Source organism: Tianxiuia mixotrophica (assembly GCF_050596425.1).
Classification (GTDB): domain Bacteria; phylum Bacillota; class Clostridia; order Peptostreptococcales; family Acidaminobacteraceae.
Genome location: NZ_CP192292.1, coordinates 2,770,273 through 2,787,202 on the forward strand (window position 1 = coordinate 2,770,273; position 16,930 = coordinate 2,787,202).

The window sequence follows — 16,930 nt, forward strand, 5'->3', positions numbered from 1 at the left end:
ACCGCATGTCCCTATATCTCTAGCCATTTTCAAATAAGAGCCTACCTTACTATTATAAAGGTATTTTGCTCGATTGACACCCGTAAGTTTCAATATGTCACTTATTTGTTAATTCGTTTACATAATATATTTATGTTTATCAATCATTGGAAAATGAACTTGTCTGAAAACAATCAAAGCCCGAAATATGAGTCTCCTCAAATTTCGGGCTTCATTTCAATTATTTAAAGGCTTGATTGATCCTATTAATTAGTCACGTCTTGGACGACGGTTGTTTCTGTCTCTTCCGCCACCTCTGTTGCCACTTGGCTTTTTAGGCTCGTAAGGACGTCCGCCTTCAAGAAGAACTTGACGAGATAGGTTCACACGACCCTGTCCATCAATTTCAACGCACTTAACTTGAAGCTCGTCACCAACGCTGAACTTGTCAGTGATTTTTTCAAGTCTTTCTACAGTCAGCTGTGAAATATGAACCAGACCTTCTTTACCAGGAAGAACTTCAACAAATGCACCGAAGTCCATGATTCTTGTAATTTTTCCTGTGTAAATTGTGCCCACTTCGATGTCTTTAGTGATCATTTCGATTTCCTGACGGCAACCTTCTCCACCAACACCATCTTCAGCAGTGATTAGAACAAGACCTTCATCATTGATGTCAATCTTACAGTTGTGCTCAGATGTCAGTCTAGTGACAACCTTACCACCTGGTCCAATAACGTCGCGGATCTTGTCTGGGTTGATACGCATTGAAATAACACGTGGAGCGTAAGGTGACATTTCTTCCTTAGGCGCTTCAATAACTTCAGTCATTTTACCTAGGATGAACAGACGACCTTGACGGGCTTGCTCAAGTGCCTTTTCCATGATTTCTCTTGGTAGGCCTTCAATCTTAATATCCATTTGAAGAGCTGTGATACCTTCTGTTGTACCAGCCACTTTAAAGTCCATATCACCAAGAGCATCTTCCATACCCTGAATATCAGATAGGATAGAGATGTTTTGACCTTCACTGATAAGACCCATAGCAATACCAGCAACAGGTGCCTTGATTGGCACACCAGCATCCATAAGTGCTAGAGATGTCCCACAGATAGAAGCCTGTGAACTTGAACCATTACAAGTAACAACTTCAGATACAACACGGATTGTATACGGGAAGTCCTCTTCACTTGGAAGAACAGGAACTAGGGCTCTTTCACCAAGAGCACCGTGACCGATTGCACGACGGTTTACACGAGCAAAACCAGTCTCGCCCACTGAGAATGGTGGGAAGTTATAGTGGTGCATCCAGCGCTTAGACTCAGTGTCATCAAGACCATCAATACGCTGTGCTTCACCAAGAGCACCAAGCGTTGCAACAGAAAGCGCTTGCGTTAGACCTCTTGTGAATAAACCAGAACCATGGGTTCTTGGTAGAAGACCAATTTCAGCAGAGACAGGACGAATATCTGTAATGCCACGACCATCAGGACGAACGCCCTCTTCCGTAATCATTTTACGAACAACGTCTTTTTCAACTGTCTTGAACAGGCTTTTAACAAAACCCATCTCTTCTTCATGTTCTTCTTCAAATGCCGCAACAAGTTCATCTTTTAGAGCACTTAGAGCAACATTTCTTTCTTTTTTGCCTGGTTCACGAACAGCAATATCCATTTTAGGCGTTAACCACTCAACAACCTTAGCTTTGAGGTCTTCATTTTCTTCTGGCGGAACGAACTCTTGCTTTTCCTTGCCAATAGCTTCCACGATAGAATCGATGAAGGCAATGATTTTCTTGATTTCATCATGACCGAACATGATGGCTTCAAGCATTTCTGATTCAGATAGAACATCAGCACCTGCTTCAACCATTACAACCGCATCGCGTGTACCAGATACGATCAGGTTTAGAGAAGACGCTTCACGCTGTTCCACTGTTGGGTTAATAACGTATTCTCCGTCCACAAGACCAACTGTAACAGACGCTGTTGGGCCATGGAATGGAATATCTGAAATAGATAGAGCAATAGATGATCCTAGCATTGCAGCCATTTCTGGTGCATTGTCCTGCTCTACTGACATAATTGTTGCAATAACTTGTACTTCATTCTTAAACCCATCTGGGAATAGAGGACGGATTGGTCTATCAATAAGACGTGCTGCAAGAACAGCCTTCTCACTTGGACGACCTTCACGCTTTAAGAATCCACCAGGGATTTTACCAACTGAGTATAGTTTTTCTTCAAATTCTACACTAAGTGGGAAGAAATCGATGCCTTCACGAGCGCCTGACATTGTAGCCGTAACAAGAACGTGCGTATCACCATACTTAACGACACAAGAACCATTTGCCAGATTTGCGATTTTACCAACTTCTACTTCCAGTGATCTACCAGCAATTTCCGTTTGGAATGTTTTAATAACTCTTTCCATGAGTACCTCCTAATTCAATTGGGCATACTACGGAACTCATCCTACTTTTAAAATCCACCAGCCGAACGCTGATGCATTCTAAAGTAGGACAATATAAATGATTCCGCAGTTCCCATATCATGAGCATCTGGGCATATCCCAGCCATACTCAACGCTACCAATAATACTGTTTCAGCAGACATTTTGACCCCATAGCACCAACCTGCACAAGTCTATTGTACCTGTTATTCATCATATGGAATAACAGGGGATTGCAGATACAAGTCCTATTCGATCTTAATGCGCACTGCGCCACATGTCTGAACTGATCAATCACCACAATTCATTTCACAATCAAATTATGATGGTGGATCATTCCAGACCTGGGACTTAGTCATTTTTGTAAAAGAATAGAGCGGGAACACCCGCTCTATAGCTTTCATTACTTTCTTAGGCCTAGACGAGCGATTAGATTTCTGTAACGCTCGATATCGTTCTTCATGATAAAGTTAAGAAGACGACGACGCTGACCTACCATCTTTAGAAGACCTCTTCTTGAGTGGTGGTCCTTCTTATGAGTCTTTAGGTGACTGTTTAGGTGGTTGATTCTGAAAGTCAGTAGTGCTACCTGAACTTCTGGTGAACCAGTATCGCCTTCTTTAGTACCGTACTCTTTGATGATTTCTAGTTTTTGTTCTTTAGTCATTACCATATGACTACACCTCCATAGTTTTATACTTTGCCAAGTGCCGTGTGGATCGTTGGTGTCATCGACAGACACAGCACAGGGTTACCAGAGCAATTTTATCACAATTACATGAGATTGTAAATGTGCCATATTAAAGTTTCTTTTAATATCAAAAATTATATATTAAAGTATTCCCTTGTGTAGCCCACATCTTTTTTGATGTACTGGACGAGTTGATCTAGGGATTCCATCTTAATTTCATCACGAATTCGAGTGTAAAACTCCACAGTGATGATTTCACCATATATGTCATTATCAAAGTCCAGTATATAGGTTTCCAAATTGAATCTATTTTGGTCAAAGGTCGGGTTGTAGCCCACATTTGACACACTATAATAAACCGTGTCTCTGACTGTCGTCTTTGTCACATAAACCCCTGGCTTAATCAAGGTCATATTGGCTGAAATTTTAAGATTGGCCGTTGGATAGCCAATTTTATTGCCTAACCGCTTGCCTTTCACAACTTCTCCACTAACATGATGATGCCTTCCAAGTTGTCGGTTGACATCTTCCACGCGACCATCCATAAGTTGCTCACGTATAATTGAGGAACTGATTTTTTCCCCTTCATTTTCTATGGGCTCGACTATATCCACTGCATAGTGACCATCTTCAGAATAAGCCCGCAGTAAATCAACATTGCCCTTGGCACCTTTTCCAAATCTGAAGTCAAATCCCACCGTCAAATATTTAATATTTAAACCATGTATAAGTATATCGCGTACAAACTCATCTGCCGGTATACTCATAAGTTTTTTATCAAACTTTAAAAGGACCAATATATCCACACCATAAGACTCTAAAAGTTTTATTTTATCATCAAGGGATAGGATTCTTGGCGGTGCTCCACCTGCAGTTGTCACCGCCCGTGGGTGGTTTGCAAATGTAAACACACAGCTTTTAAGATTACGTCTTTGACAATTCAAAATCATCGTTCTTATGACTTCTTGATGACCGATATGCAGCCCGTCAAAGGTTCCTAGGGCAACGCCTGTATTATCCGTCACTTTAGAGAGTTCACTAATATCTCGAATGATTTCCATTTCATCACCTGACTTTGCTAGACCATCGTAAGTACATCATTGTCTAGACTTTGACATTGTTATATATTGAAGAGTTTTTCCATTTTAACATCAAATGGGTCAACAGACCGACACCTTGCAGTGCCTAGAAATTCGTCTTCGATATAAACCCGAACAAGCTGATCCTGGATCTTTGCTTCACTTGGACAATACCCTGACAAGTCTAAACGCACACCATTTTTAAGTTTTGATTCAATGGACTTTGGAACGCTGGCTGCTGGAAGCTTTGCCAGGGCCTTATCCACCGAAAGCATATGTTTATCTATTAAGTCAGGATTGTTTTTCATGCGGTGAAGCATTTCCACTTCGACGCCGTTGTCCAAATTGAATATCCCAGTCGCAGTCCTTAATAAAAAGGACATATGGGCACCACAACCAAGCAAGTGGCCTATATCGTGACAAAGTGTGCGGATATAAGTCCCCTTCGAACACTCCACATCCAGCCACACCTTATTGCCTGTCATTCTTAAGAAATCTATATTGTAAATGGTTCTACGCCTTGATTTTCTCTCCACGGTGACCCCTTCACGTGCAAGCTCGTAAAGTTTTTTTCCATTGACCTTAAGAGCTGAATACATGGGTGGCACCTGGTCAATTTCGCCAATGAACTTCTTCGCAGCGACTTTAACGTCTTCTTCTGTAACACCTTGATAGTCAAAACGTTCCAGAACTTGACCCCAAACATCTTGGGTATCAGTGACAGCGCCAAGTGTCAATTCACACCGGTAGGTCTTTTTATCATCCTGAATGAGATCGACAATTTTGGTCGCCCGTCCCACACAAATAGGAAGAACGCCCGCTGCCATTGGGTCAAGGGTTCCTGTATGACCAATTTTCTTAGTCCCCAAGCATCGCCTTGCTATTGCCACGACATCGTGTGATGTCATATGTGGAGGTTTAATTATATTTAATACTCCCTGCATATTATCCCACCATTTCAAAGTAGGTTGCGACAAGTCTATCTATAGAAGGTTCAAGTTCACCATATATAGTCAGTCCAGCAGCCTTGGTATGACCGCCGCCACCATAGGCTAGCGATAATTTGGCCACATCAAAGTCATACTTAGACCTCAAACTTCCCTTAAAGACATTCCGCTCTTTCTCCTTGAGAAGAATGACCACTTCAACACCATGTATGTCCCTGAAAAATTCAGATATACCATCTGTGTCCAGGGTTTCAATCCCAAAGGCCTTCATGTCTTCAAGACTGACATAAGTGACCGCCAATTTACCGTCATCAATCAGTCGCATATTTTTCATAGCCGCTTTTAAAACCAGAATTTTCTCTAAGGGTTTATTCTGGTAAAGTTCTGTATTTATATAGTTGAGATCAACACCCGCATCAATCAATGCACCTGAGATCTTCATAGTTTTCGCACTTGTATTGGAATACTTAAAACTGCCCGTATCTGTAGAAATAGCTACATAGACTGCCTGAGCAATTTCTTTTGTTATCTTCCCACCAGCATCCACAATCAATTCATACATAAGTTCACCCGTTGATGACGCTTCAGCATCAACAACATTATGGTCAGCATAATTGATATTTGTTTTATGATGATCAATATTGATCGTCGTTCCAGCGCTTCGAAGCATGTCTTGGCGCGCCCCCAGGCGACCAAGATCACTGGAATCTACACAAAATAGGAGGTCGGGTTTGATATTTTTTTCCGTGAACGCCTTTTCAGATATTGCCGGCACATTTAAGAAATTGAGATTGAAAGGGATTGGATCATCTAAGACAATCCAAACCCTTTCATTATTTGCTCTCAAATATTCATAAAGTGCCACAGCCGAACCCAGTGTGTCTCCATCCGGACTGATATGCGGCAGGATAACTATGGACGTCTCCGTAATATCAAATGATTTTAACGGATTATTCTTCATCCTCTTCATCCTCGACTTGATCTTCTTCTTCAGCCTCTTGCGGGGCTTCCGGTTGAACTTCACGAATTATTTTTGACAGGTGAATCGCATTCTCTATAGATTCGTCAAGCTTGAAAATTGGTTCTGGCGTGTAACGCACATCCAGTTGATCACCAATAGCACGACGGACAAATCCTTTCGCTCGATTCAGACCTTCAATTGTTTTTTGCTTCATGTCATCGTCATCAAATACGCTGACATATATTGTAGCATAGCGTAGGTCACGTGTTGTTTCCACACCAGTTACCGTAGCCATTTTAGATACGCGAGGATCCTTAATGTCATTTCGAATAACTTCCGCTACAATTTTTCTAATCTCTTCAGAGATTCTTTTGCTTCTAGGTTTACTCACTTAGATCACCTCTTTATGAAAGACTATCCGCGTGGAATTTCCTCAATAATAAATGCTTCGATGATATCGCCTTCTTTGATATCATTGTAGTTCTCTATACTGATACCACATTCGTAGCCTGTAGCAACTTCTTTTACATCGTCTTTGAATCTTCTTAGGGATGCAATTTTGCCTTCGTGAACAACAATGCCTTCACGCGCCAGTCTAATTTGTGCGTTACGAACAACTTTACCCTCTTTAACATAACCGCCTGCGATTACGCCAACATTAGGCACCTTGAACGTATCACGAACTTCGATATGGCCCAGAACAACTTCTTTGTATTCAGGTGCAAGCATACCCGTCATTGCTTTTTCAATGTCGTCAATAGCATTGTAAATGATACGGTAAGTTTTTAGCTCCACCGCTTCACGTTCAGCCATATTCTTAACAGCTGTAGCAGGACGTACATTAAAGCCAATAATAATAGCATTTGATGCAGATGCCAGTAGAATATCAGATTCCGTTACAGTACCAACATTAGCATGGATGATATTGACTTTAACTTCCTCATTAGAAAGTTTTAGTAAAGAACCGCGAAGGGCTTCTACAGAGCCATGTACATCTGCCTTGATGATAATGTTCAGGTCTTGAACTTCCCCTGTTTGAATCTGAGCAAATAGATCTTCAAGAGAAATATGCTTTGTTTCAGACAGGTTGTTCTGACGCATGTCAGCCGCACGTTTTTCTGCAATGGTTCTAGCCAGTCTGTCATCACTAACAACATATAGCTTGTCACCAGCTTGCGGAATTTCGTTCAGTCCCATAATTTCCACTGCCGATGCTGGTCCAACTTCTTTAATTTGTTTGCCTACATGGTTGTGCATAGCACGAATACGTCCGTAAGTCGTACCTGCAATAACCGAGTCACCAATTTTCATCTGACCTTTTTCAATAAGAACAGACGTTACAGTACCACGGCCTTTTTCCACTTTGGCTTCAATGATCGTGCCCACCGCTGGACGATCAGGGTTTGCTTTTAGTTCCTGCATTTCAGCAACTAGAAGTACATTTTCAAGCAGTTCATCGATGCCTTCACGTTTCAGTGCAGACACTGGAACTGAAATGACGTCGCCGCCCCACTCTTCAATAAGAATACCACGCTCAGAAAGCTCTTGCTTTACGCGATCTGGGTTGGCATTGTTTTTATCAATTTTGTTAATAGCAACAATTATCGGAACACCTGCTGCCTTGGCATGGTCAATGGCCTCGATTGTCTGAGGCATAACACCATCATCAGCTGCAACAACCAGAATGGCAATATCTGTAACTTTTGCACCACGCGCACGAAGAGTTGTAAACGCCTCATGACCCGGTGTATCTAGGAATACAATTTTTTCACCATTGTGTACAACTTCAGATGCACCAATATGCTGTGTGATTCCGCCAGCTTCGGCGTCTGCAACCTTTGATGAACGGATAGCATCAAGAAGTGATGTCTTACCGTGGTCAACGTGACCCATTACTGTTACAACTGGGGCTCTCTTCTTAAGAGACTCAACCGGGTCATCTTGATCCAGGTTAAACAGATCCACATCATCAATGGCTTTTTCTTTTTCAATTTCAAGACCGAAATCCGTTGCCAGAAGTTCAGCCGTTTCAAAGTCAATTTCTTCATTCACTGCAGCCATTACGCCAAGTTGCATAAGCTTCACAATCAGCTGATTGGCTTGCTTACCAAGCTTTTCAGCCAGGTCAGATACCATGATTGTATCTCCTACACGGATTACACCGCTTTCAGCTTCAGCCTTTTCAGCAGCTTGATGCTCTTGCTTATACTTGCCACGCTTTTGTTTTCTTTTCTTTTTAGATTTTGACTTTTTAATATTGCGTTCTTTCTTTTCGAACTCTTCATCTTCAATGGCTTGAAGGTCAATTTTCAGACGATCACGAGCCGCTTGACTCTCTTCTGAATCATCATCAAAATCTTCTTCATCTTCTTCAACGACAGCTTCTTCAGCTTTATCGCCACCAGAATAAAATTCTGTGATCAATTCAGCTTCGTCATCATCAAGTGCGCTCATGTGATTTGCCACTTCAATATCAAATTCTTTGAGCTTTTCTATCATTTCCTTGCTGGAAACGCCTAAATCTTTTGCGAGTTGGTAAATACGAGTTTTGGACAATTCGCTCACCTCCGGAAATTCTACGTGTCATCTACGCATCCAAAGCTTTGAGCATCTCCTCGGCAAATTTTTGGTCGGTGACCCCGAAAACAGTTCGGTTCACCTTGCCTATTGCTGAAGAAAGAGTGTCTCTATCTTCTATAATCCGTACCGGAATATTTCTGCTTTTGCATAGATGTAAAAAACGATCTTTTGTATTGTCAGATGCATCCCCTGCTATAAAAAGCAGTTTAATGGCATCCTTTTTAATGTTCATTCTGCATGTGTCTTCACCTGTTACAAGGTTTCTAGACTTATGCGCAAAGCCCAAAAGTGATAAGAACTTATTATTTATCATGGGCTTCAAGCTCCTTATAGAGTTTCTCAAAAATTTCCTGATCCACTTCACAACTAAATGCGCGGTTAAGAGATTTTTTCTTCTCAGCCTTCTTCAGACAGTCCACATCGTGGCAGATGTATGCCCCTCGACCGTGAGCCTTGCCTGTGAAGTCCACACTCATTTCGCCGTCTTTGTTACGTACGATGCGGATCAATTCCTTTTTCGGCTTTTGTTCATTGCATCCAACGCATTTACGAAGTGGTATTTTCTTCTTTTGCATGGGAATCCCTAGCCTCTCTATTCAAGGATCTCATCTTCCAAATCTTCTGGAAGATCAGTCACTTCAGTGTTTTCGATAACATCCTCAGTGTCAACCTCTAGACCTGTGTCTTCCACCGGAAGATCATTTTCTTCAACAGCTTCTGTTTCTGGATCTTCTGGCATATTTGCCAGTTGTTCAAGGTATTCTTCATACTGAGTTTCACTCTTGATGTCAATTTTCCAGCCTGTCAACTTAGCCGCTAGGCGGGCATTCTGCCCCTCTTTACCAATGGCAAGAGACAGTTGGTAGTCCGGTACGACAACAAGGGCACTTTTTTCATCTTCTTTCACTTCAACGCGCTCAACCTTTGATGGGCTAAGAGAGTTAGAAATAAATTCTGCTGGATCTTCACTCCACTTGATGATGTCGATTTTCTCGCCACCAAGTTCATTGACAACAGACTGAACACGAACGCCTTTTTGACCAACGCACGATCCAACTGGATCAATGTCTTCAAGCGGTGAATAAACAGCGATCTTTGTTCTTGAACCCGCTTCACGGGAGATAGATCTAATTTCGACTTCACCGTTATAAATCTCAGGCACTTCCAGTTCAAATAGTCTTTTCACAAGACCTGGATGCGTTCTTGAAACAAGAACCTGTGGCCCTTTTGGTGTCTTCTTAACTTCAACGATAAAAGACTTAATCCTTTGAGCCTGGCCGTATGTTTCACCAGGAATTTGCTCAGAAGGCAGTAGGATGGCCTCAGTACGGCCTAGGTTAATATAGATTGTACCCTTTGACATTCTTTGAACCTGACCATTTATGATTTCAGATTCGCGGTTGCTAAACTCATCGAATACGATTGATCTTTCAGCTTCACGCAGTCTTTGTACAACCACCTGCTTTGCAGTCTGTGCTGCAATACGTCCAAAGTTACGTGGTGTAACTTCTTCTTCAACAAAATCGCCAATTTCATAGTTTGGATTTTCAAGTCTTGCTTCGTCAAGTGAAATTTCAGTGAAATCATCCATAGACTCTTCCACAACTTCTCTTAATGAGAAAACCTGAAATTCGCCGGATTCAGAATCGATATGAACACGTACATTCTGTGACGAACCGAAGTTTTTCTTAAATGCAGTAATAAGAGCTGCTTCCATCGTTTCAAGAAGGATTTCTTTGCTTATGCCTTTTTCCTTTTCGATTTGCTCTAGCGCTTCAAACAATTCAGCTTTCACTTTATGCGCCTCCTTTATTGTAATCAAATACAACTAGGCCTTTGCTGCTTATGCAACCAAAAGCCCTGGTTAGAAAGTAACAAGCAGCTTAACGACCGCCGCTTTTGATTTGGGAATATCAACTGTACTAGAATCATCTCTTTCAAGAATGATTTTATTATCTTTTAAACCGATAAGCTTACCCTGAATAACCTTTTCACCATCAATTGGCTGAAATAGATTGGCCTGAACTTGCTTGCCAGCATATTTTTCAAAGTCTTCATCTTTTTTTAGTTGACGTTCAACGCCTGGTGATGTGACTTCAAGAAAATAGTTTTCTTCAATAGGATCGACTTCATCAAGCTTCTTATTAAGAAACTTGCTAACAAGACCGCAGTCGTCAAGACCAATGCCATCTTCTTTATCGATTATGATGCGAAGGTATCTGTGGGGACCTTCTTTAACGAACTCAATGTCTACAATCTCAAGGTCATTTTCTGTGCAGTATCCCTCAATCAATTCACGAACAAGTTCAACCACTCTTTTTTTACTGCCTTTTCTTCTCTTCATGTAGATTTACCTCCTTTATTAAATTTTTTATTAAATTGTTCTACTGTCACGTGCAAATAAGATGCAGTGCTTATGGCTAAGCGACTTGCTAAATATCACTTAAAGGTCATCACTATAGCATATATAGATCTTAATACTGTAAAATTCTATATATGCTGTAGTGATGACGTGAAGCTGTCATATTACAAACGCCTAATGGGTATAATAGACCCTATTTAAAACCAATTTAAACCAAAAAAATCCATCACGATATGGTTTTTTCTAAATAAATTGCCCTGATCCTTCTTACATTTTAGCCATACCATTACAAAAGAGTGGGCTAGCGGCCCACTCTTCTTCACTGATCTTTCTTGTTTGTCCTATAAAAGTATAACATAGGTTGGAAAACTATGCAAATGAGGTTTGACAAGTGTCTACATATAATATATGCACCCTCTAGCACACGGTCTTTCTTTGAATCACAACCCGGCGTAAAAATAAGACGCAAAGCCTTCTAAATACCGAAGAGTGACAGCTGATTGTCCTCTGGTAAACCTTCCAGACATCCATGTTCGCGTAAAGCCTCTATAACTGTTTTGGTTGCCTTAGACTTTGTTCTCAAGTCCTGAATAGAAAGTATTTCTCCCATTTTCACAGCCTCAACAAGGGCTCTTGCAGCGTTTTCTCCAACACCTTGAAGGGCTTGGAATGGTGGCAGGATTTTTCCATCGACAATTTTAAACTGTGTTGCATCAGACTGGTATAGATCTACCTTAAGGAATTCATAGCCACGGGCATACATTTCTCTAACAATCTCAAGAATTGTATAAAGGTCTTGTTCCTTCTTTGACATATTCATGTCCATAGCTTCCAGTTCTCTCATTTTGGCTGCAACAGCCGCCTTGCCCTGACAAAACAAGTGAGCATCAAAGTCGTCCACCTTAATACCATAATGGGTCGCATAGAAGGCCAGTGGATAGTGCACTTTAAAGTAAGCAATTCTAAAAGACATCATTACATATGCAACGGCATGGGCTTTTGGGAACATGTACTTGATCTGTTCACATGACCAAATATACCACTCCGGCACATTGTTTTCCTTCATAAGGGCAATATCTTCTTCAGTCAGGCCCTTGCCTTTACGAACCTTCTCCATAATTGTGAAGGCCTTTATTGGCGGCAGACCCTGATACATTAGATAAACCATGATATCATCACGGGTTGAAATAACGTCTTTGATTTCGACAGTCCCGTTTCTTACAAGGTCCTGTGCATTGTTCAACCACACATCCGTACCGTGCGACAGACCAGAAATACGAACCAGATCAGCAAAGGTTGATGGTTTAGTATCATCAAGCATTTGACGAACAAATCGGGTTCCAAACTCTGGAATCCCCAACGATCCAATATCCAGAGGATAATCTTTATCGAGAATATTTAAAGAATCGATGGTCGTAAATATCTTAACTGTCTCTTGATCATCTAGGGGCACATCAAAAATGTTGACCCCAGTGATGTCTTCCAGTTGACGAATGATGGTCGGAACGTCGTGTCCCAGTATATCAAGCTTTAGTATACGTCCTGAAATAGAATGATAATCAAAGTGGGTTGTTAAAACACCACAGTTCACATCGTTTGCAGGATACTGTATCGGTGTGAAATCTGACGCTTCCTTATAGTCAGGAATAACCATGATCCCACCAGGATGCTGACCTGATGTCCTTTTGATTCCAGTACAGCCCTGGGCTAGACGTATAATTTCCTTATTGTTGACATTTTCTATACCCCGCTCTTCAAAGTATTTCTTTACATAACCAAAGGCGGTTTTCTCTGCAATGGTGCCAATGGTGCCTGCCTTATAGACATAGCCCGTACCAAAGAGTTCTTCTGTATATTTATGTGATGTGGCCTGATACACGCCGGCGAAGTTAAGGTCAATATCGGGTTCCTTGTCACCATCGAAACCAAGGAAGGTCGCAAATGGTATGTCATGTCCCTCTTTTGTATAAGCCGTTCCACACTCCGGACAGTCTCGATCAGGCAAATCGACACCTGAACCGATGCTGCCATCTGTAATAAAAGTCGAGTGCTTGCAGTTTTTACAAACATAGTGTGGTGGCAGTGGGTTAACTTCAGTGATGTCTGACATGGTTGCCGCAAAAGATGACCCTACGGAACCACGCGACCCAACAAGATAACCGTCTTCAAGAGATTTAACAACAAGCTTTTGAGCAATGATATACATAACAGAATATCCATTACTAATAATGGAATTCAGTTCCGCTTCCAGACGTTCTTCAACGATTTCTGGAAGGTCATCCCCATAAATGCTTCTGGCTTTTTTGAAACACATTTCCCTAAGCTCTTCGTCTGATCCTTCAATACGTGGTGGATAAGTCTCCTTAGGAATCGGAAGGATTTCATCAATGCTGTCAGCAATTTGATTTGGTACACCGATAACAACCTCATGGGCCTTTTGAACACCAAGATAACTGAACTCTCTTAGCATATCATCCGTGGTTCTGAAGTATAGGGGCGGCTGATTATCAGCATCTGAAAACCCTTTGCCCGCCATAATAATTCGTCTGTAAACCTCATCCTCAGGGTTGAGGAAGTGGACATCCCCTGTTGCAGCAACTGGAATATCAAGTTTTTCACCAAGAGAAACTATATAGCGGTTCATGTCACGAAGTTCCTCTTCATCTTTGGCAATTCCCTTATCTATCATAAAATTGTTGTTGCCAACTGGTTGAATTTCAAGATAATCATAATATTTGGCAACAGCTTCAATTTCCTCTTCCGTTTTATTGGAAAGTATAGCCCTAAAAAGCTCTCCAGCTTCACATGCCGAACCAATGATAAAGTCTTCCCTGTACTTGGACAGTAGAGACTTAGGAATCCTCGGCCTTCTGTAGAAGGTCTTCGTGTTCGAGTGACTCACGAGGTTATAAAGACTCTTTAGTCCCCTCTGATTCTTCACAAGAATTATCACATGATAGGTTTCAGCACTCTTATAGTCCAGTTCTTCAAGACCCAGTTCATTGATGCCATCCATGTCGGTGATGCCCATGTCATCCAGCATGGAAATGAATCGACAGAATATTTTTGCAGTGGCCATGGCATCGTCTACAGCCCTATGGTGATTTTCAAGTTTTATTTTTAACTTTTTTGCCACCTGGTTGAGCTTGTGTCGCTTCATATCTTTAAGAAGCAGTCGAGCAAGCGTTAGGGTATCCAGAACAACAGGTTCAAATGGTAAACCCAACTTGTCTGCTTGTGCCTTGATAAAGCTCACATCAAAACTGGCGTTATGAGCCACTACCGGACTGTCACCCACAAAGTCTAAAAAACCAGGAAGAACTTGGTCAATTTTAGGCTTATCTGCCACCATGTCATCTGTAATGCCTGTGATTTCAACAATTTTAGCCGGTATAGGTCTTTCTGGATTAACAAGGGCACTATAAGAATCTATAATTTCACCATTCTTTACCTTTACAGCACCGATTTCCGTAATCATGTCGTGTTTAAATGACAAACCCGTGGTTTCAATGTCATAAACGACAAAGGTTTGTTTCATATCTTTGTCATTGGTCTTTTTTATAACCTGGGCATCGTCATTGAATAGATAGCCTTCAACACCATAAAGGACTTTTATATCTTTTCCATCCGAAGCATGCATGCCATCGGGGAAGGCTTGAAGGACACCGTGGTCTGTAATAGCAACAGCCTTATGACCCCACCGATCAGCAGTGGCTACCAGCTCTTTAACCGATGCCACACCATCCATATCTGACATATTGGTATGCATATGGAGTTCAACACGTTTTTCTTGCGCATTGTCCATTCTCAGTTTCTCGACCTTGCCTTCATTGATATTCATGACAAACATCATAAGTTCTTTCTCAAAGGAGTCGTAGCGTATATTGCCTTCAACCTTATACCAAACACCTTTTTTTATGGCATTTTCCAGTTCTTCCGCCTCTTCAGGCTTGGCAAATATTTTGCAGTTTATCGAGTATGTGTAGTCTGTTATGGCAAAAGAAATGAGCTTTTTCCCACTTCGGAGTTCTCTTGTGTCTTTTTCAAACACCTTGCCTTCATAGCAGACAATAGACTCTTCTTCCATATTGCCCTTAATCGGAACAGGCGAACGTTTGATTTCACGTCTATATATAACGTGGGCTGGCTTCTCCTTAGGTGCTTTACGTTTAGAAAATCCACCATCTCCACCACCAAAGCCGCCACCTCCACCCTGGGCTGGTTTGCTTGACTGCTCTGATATGTTCTTCTGACGTTCAACTTTGGCCGTCTCCATCGCTTGTCGTGCCTTTGTTTGTTTATTCTCTTCAAATTGAATCATGTGACTTTCATGACGGGCATGGTCATATATAAGTTCAACACCAAGAGATAAGTCCAGTTCTCTTTGGATTTGCTGGCTGATCAATTTTTCACAGTTTTTTTGGCGCAATTGTCGTATGGAAAATTCATCTGGCATATGAATCTCCAGGGTTCCCGTTTTAAGTTCAGGTCGCATTTCTTTAAGCATGCCATTAAGACCTGGACATATTTTAGATGTCATCCAGATCACCGTCGGCCAGTACTTTTCCACGACTTCGTCCACATTGTTCTTCGGCCAGTTAAAACTCACATAAATCTTTATGTCCTCAACTGGCGGAAGGTCAGTTTTGACCTGTCTCAAAAGCTTATCCCTCGACTGTGGATCCACCTCACCATCAGTCTCAAAAAACAGCTGAAGTTGTTTCAGCTGTTTTATATATTTTATTTCCTTGATTGAAATATCGCTTGGACCCAGGCACGCATTTAAAGTCGTGCTGAATCCCCCCGTCTGTATCTCAGACATTAGCTCACCTACATTTTTTCTATTTCTTCCATTAAAGCATCAACAATTTCTTCTTCTTTAACCTTGCGTACGATCTCGCCCTTAATAAAAATGAGGGCTTCCCCACGACCGGATGCAATGCCTATATCAGCTTCCCGCGCTTCTCCTGGACCATTGACTGCACAGCCCATAACTGCTAAGGTCAGCGATTTGTCTATATTTTCTATGCGTTTTTCCACTTCACTTGCTATTTTATCAAGATTCACCTGGCATCGTCCACAGGTTGGGCAAGAAATTAATCGAATTCCGAACTCTCTTATACCCATTGATGATAAAATCTCTCGTCCTACCTTGACCTCTTCCACCGGATCACCTGTTAATGAAATTCTGAGGGTGTCTCCGAGTCCATTTAGAAGAAGGGCTCCAACACCAATGGAAGATTTAATTGTCCCCCTGAATTTTGTACCCGATTCTGTGATCCCTATATGGAATGGGTACGTCACTTCATCTGCAAGCATTTTATAAGCTTCCAGGGTCAGCTCAATGTCAGAAGACTTAAGTGCCACAATAATATCATAAAACCCTAGGGCTTCGAGTTGTTTAATGTGCTCCATAGCGCTCTCCACAAGTGCTGGTGCGCAAACCTTGCCGTACTTTTCAATGAGTCGCTTTTCCAGCGACCCCCCATTGACCCCTATCCTTATAGGAATACCTGCGGACTTAGCCGCCTCAACAACCTCCATGACACGGGATTTGTCTCCAATGTTACCAGGATTGATGCGGAGTTTGTCAACACCTTGCCTAACGGCTTCAAGGGCCAACTTGTAGTCGAAATGTATGTCTGCCACAAGTGGAATGTGAATTTGACTTTTAATCTGAGACAGTTTCTTGGCAGCCTCCATGTCAGGCACTGCCACACGAATAATTTCACAACCCGCTTCTTCGAGTCTCAGTATTTGGTCCACTGTCGCTTCAACATCTCTGGTATCTGTATTTGTCATTGACTGAACCGTGATCGGGGCATGACCTCCAACAGGGACATTTCCGACCATAACTTGTCTAGTTTGTCGTCTTAACAT

13 protein-coding genes are annotated in these 16,930 nt (G+C 41.7%); all 13 read right to left on the minus strand.

Annotation, left to right across the window (positions count from 1 at the left end; translation table 11 throughout):
* Positions 1-249 precede the first annotated feature (249 nt).
* Positions 250-2,412: a polyribonucleotide nucleotidyltransferase gene (pnp, locus tag ACQ4KW_RS12100; RefSeq protein WP_430882738.1), complete on the minus strand. Its 2,163-nt coding sequence runs from the start codon at positions 2,410-2,412 to the stop codon at positions 250-252.
* 421 nt (positions 2,413-2,833) lie between these two features.
* Positions 2,834-3,097: a 30S ribosomal protein S15 gene (gene rpsO / locus ACQ4KW_RS12105; protein ID WP_430886570.1), complete on the minus strand. Its 264-nt coding sequence runs from the start codon at positions 3,095-3,097 to the stop codon at positions 2,834-2,836.
* Positions 3,098-3,255: 158 nt separating this feature from the next.
* Positions 3,256-4,182, minus strand: a complete 927-nt coding sequence (locus ACQ4KW_RS12110; RefSeq protein WP_430882739.1) for a bifunctional riboflavin kinase/FAD synthetase — start codon at positions 4,180-4,182, stop codon at positions 3,256-3,258.
* Positions 4,183-4,241: 59 nt separating this feature from the next.
* Positions 4,242-5,144, minus strand: a complete 903-nt coding sequence (gene truB / locus ACQ4KW_RS12115; protein WP_430882740.1) for a tRNA pseudouridine(55) synthase TruB — start codon at positions 5,142-5,144, stop codon at positions 4,242-4,244.
* Position 5,145: 1 nt separating this feature from the next.
* On the minus strand, positions 5,146-6,108 hold the full coding sequence (locus tag ACQ4KW_RS12120) for a DHH family phosphoesterase (RefSeq protein WP_430882741.1): 963 nt from the start codon (positions 6,106-6,108) through the stop codon (positions 5,146-5,148).
* Positions 6,098-6,499, minus strand: a complete 402-nt coding sequence (gene rbfA, locus ACQ4KW_RS12125; protein WP_430882742.1) for a 30S ribosome-binding factor RbfA — start codon at positions 6,497-6,499, stop codon at positions 6,098-6,100. The genes ACQ4KW_RS12120 and rbfA overlap by 11 nt, the downstream gene beginning before the upstream one ends.
* Before the next feature lie 23 nt (positions 6,500-6,522).
* The gene (gene infB, locus ACQ4KW_RS12130) at positions 6,523-8,664 is read right to left on the minus strand and encodes a translation initiation factor IF-2 (protein ID WP_430882743.1); all 2,142 of its coding nucleotides are present in this window, start codon (positions 8,662-8,664) and stop codon (positions 6,523-6,525) included.
* A gap of 31 nt (positions 8,665-8,695) precedes the next feature.
* Positions 8,696-9,001: a L7Ae/L30e/S12e/Gadd45 family ribosomal protein gene (locus ACQ4KW_RS12135; protein WP_430882744.1), complete on the minus strand. Its 306-nt coding sequence runs from the start codon at positions 8,999-9,001 to the stop codon at positions 8,696-8,698.
* Positions 8,991-9,263 carry an RNase P modulator RnpM gene (gene rnpM / locus ACQ4KW_RS12140; protein WP_430882745.1) on the minus strand — a complete coding sequence of 91 codons (273 nt, stop codon included), beginning with the start codon at positions 9,261-9,263 and terminating at the stop codon, positions 8,991-8,993. Before rnpM ends, ACQ4KW_RS12135 begins: the two co-directional genes overlap by 11 nt.
* Positions 9,264-9,280: 17 nt before the next feature.
* Complete coding sequence (gene nusA, locus ACQ4KW_RS12145; RefSeq protein ID WP_430882746.1) at positions 9,281-10,483, minus strand: transcription termination factor NusA; 1,203 nt, start codon at positions 10,481-10,483, stop codon at positions 9,281-9,283.
* A 69-nt stretch (positions 10,484-10,552) separates the two neighbouring features.
* Entirely contained in the window at positions 10,553-11,032 is a 480-nt protein-coding gene (gene rimP, locus ACQ4KW_RS12150) for a ribosome maturation factor RimP (RefSeq protein ID WP_430882747.1), read from the minus strand.
* 493 nt (positions 11,033-11,525) lie between these two features.
* Positions 11,526-15,872 carry a PolC-type DNA polymerase III gene (locus ACQ4KW_RS12155; protein ID WP_430882748.1) on the minus strand — a complete coding sequence of 1,449 codons (4,347 nt, stop codon included), beginning with the start codon at positions 15,870-15,872 and terminating at the stop codon, positions 11,526-11,528.
* An 8-nt stretch (positions 15,873-15,880) separates the two neighbouring features.
* On the minus strand, positions 15,881-16,930 hold the full coding sequence (ispG, locus tag ACQ4KW_RS12160; protein ID WP_430882749.1) for a flavodoxin-dependent (E)-4-hydroxy-3-methylbut-2-enyl-diphosphate synthase: 1,050 nt from the start codon (positions 16,928-16,930) through the stop codon (positions 15,881-15,883).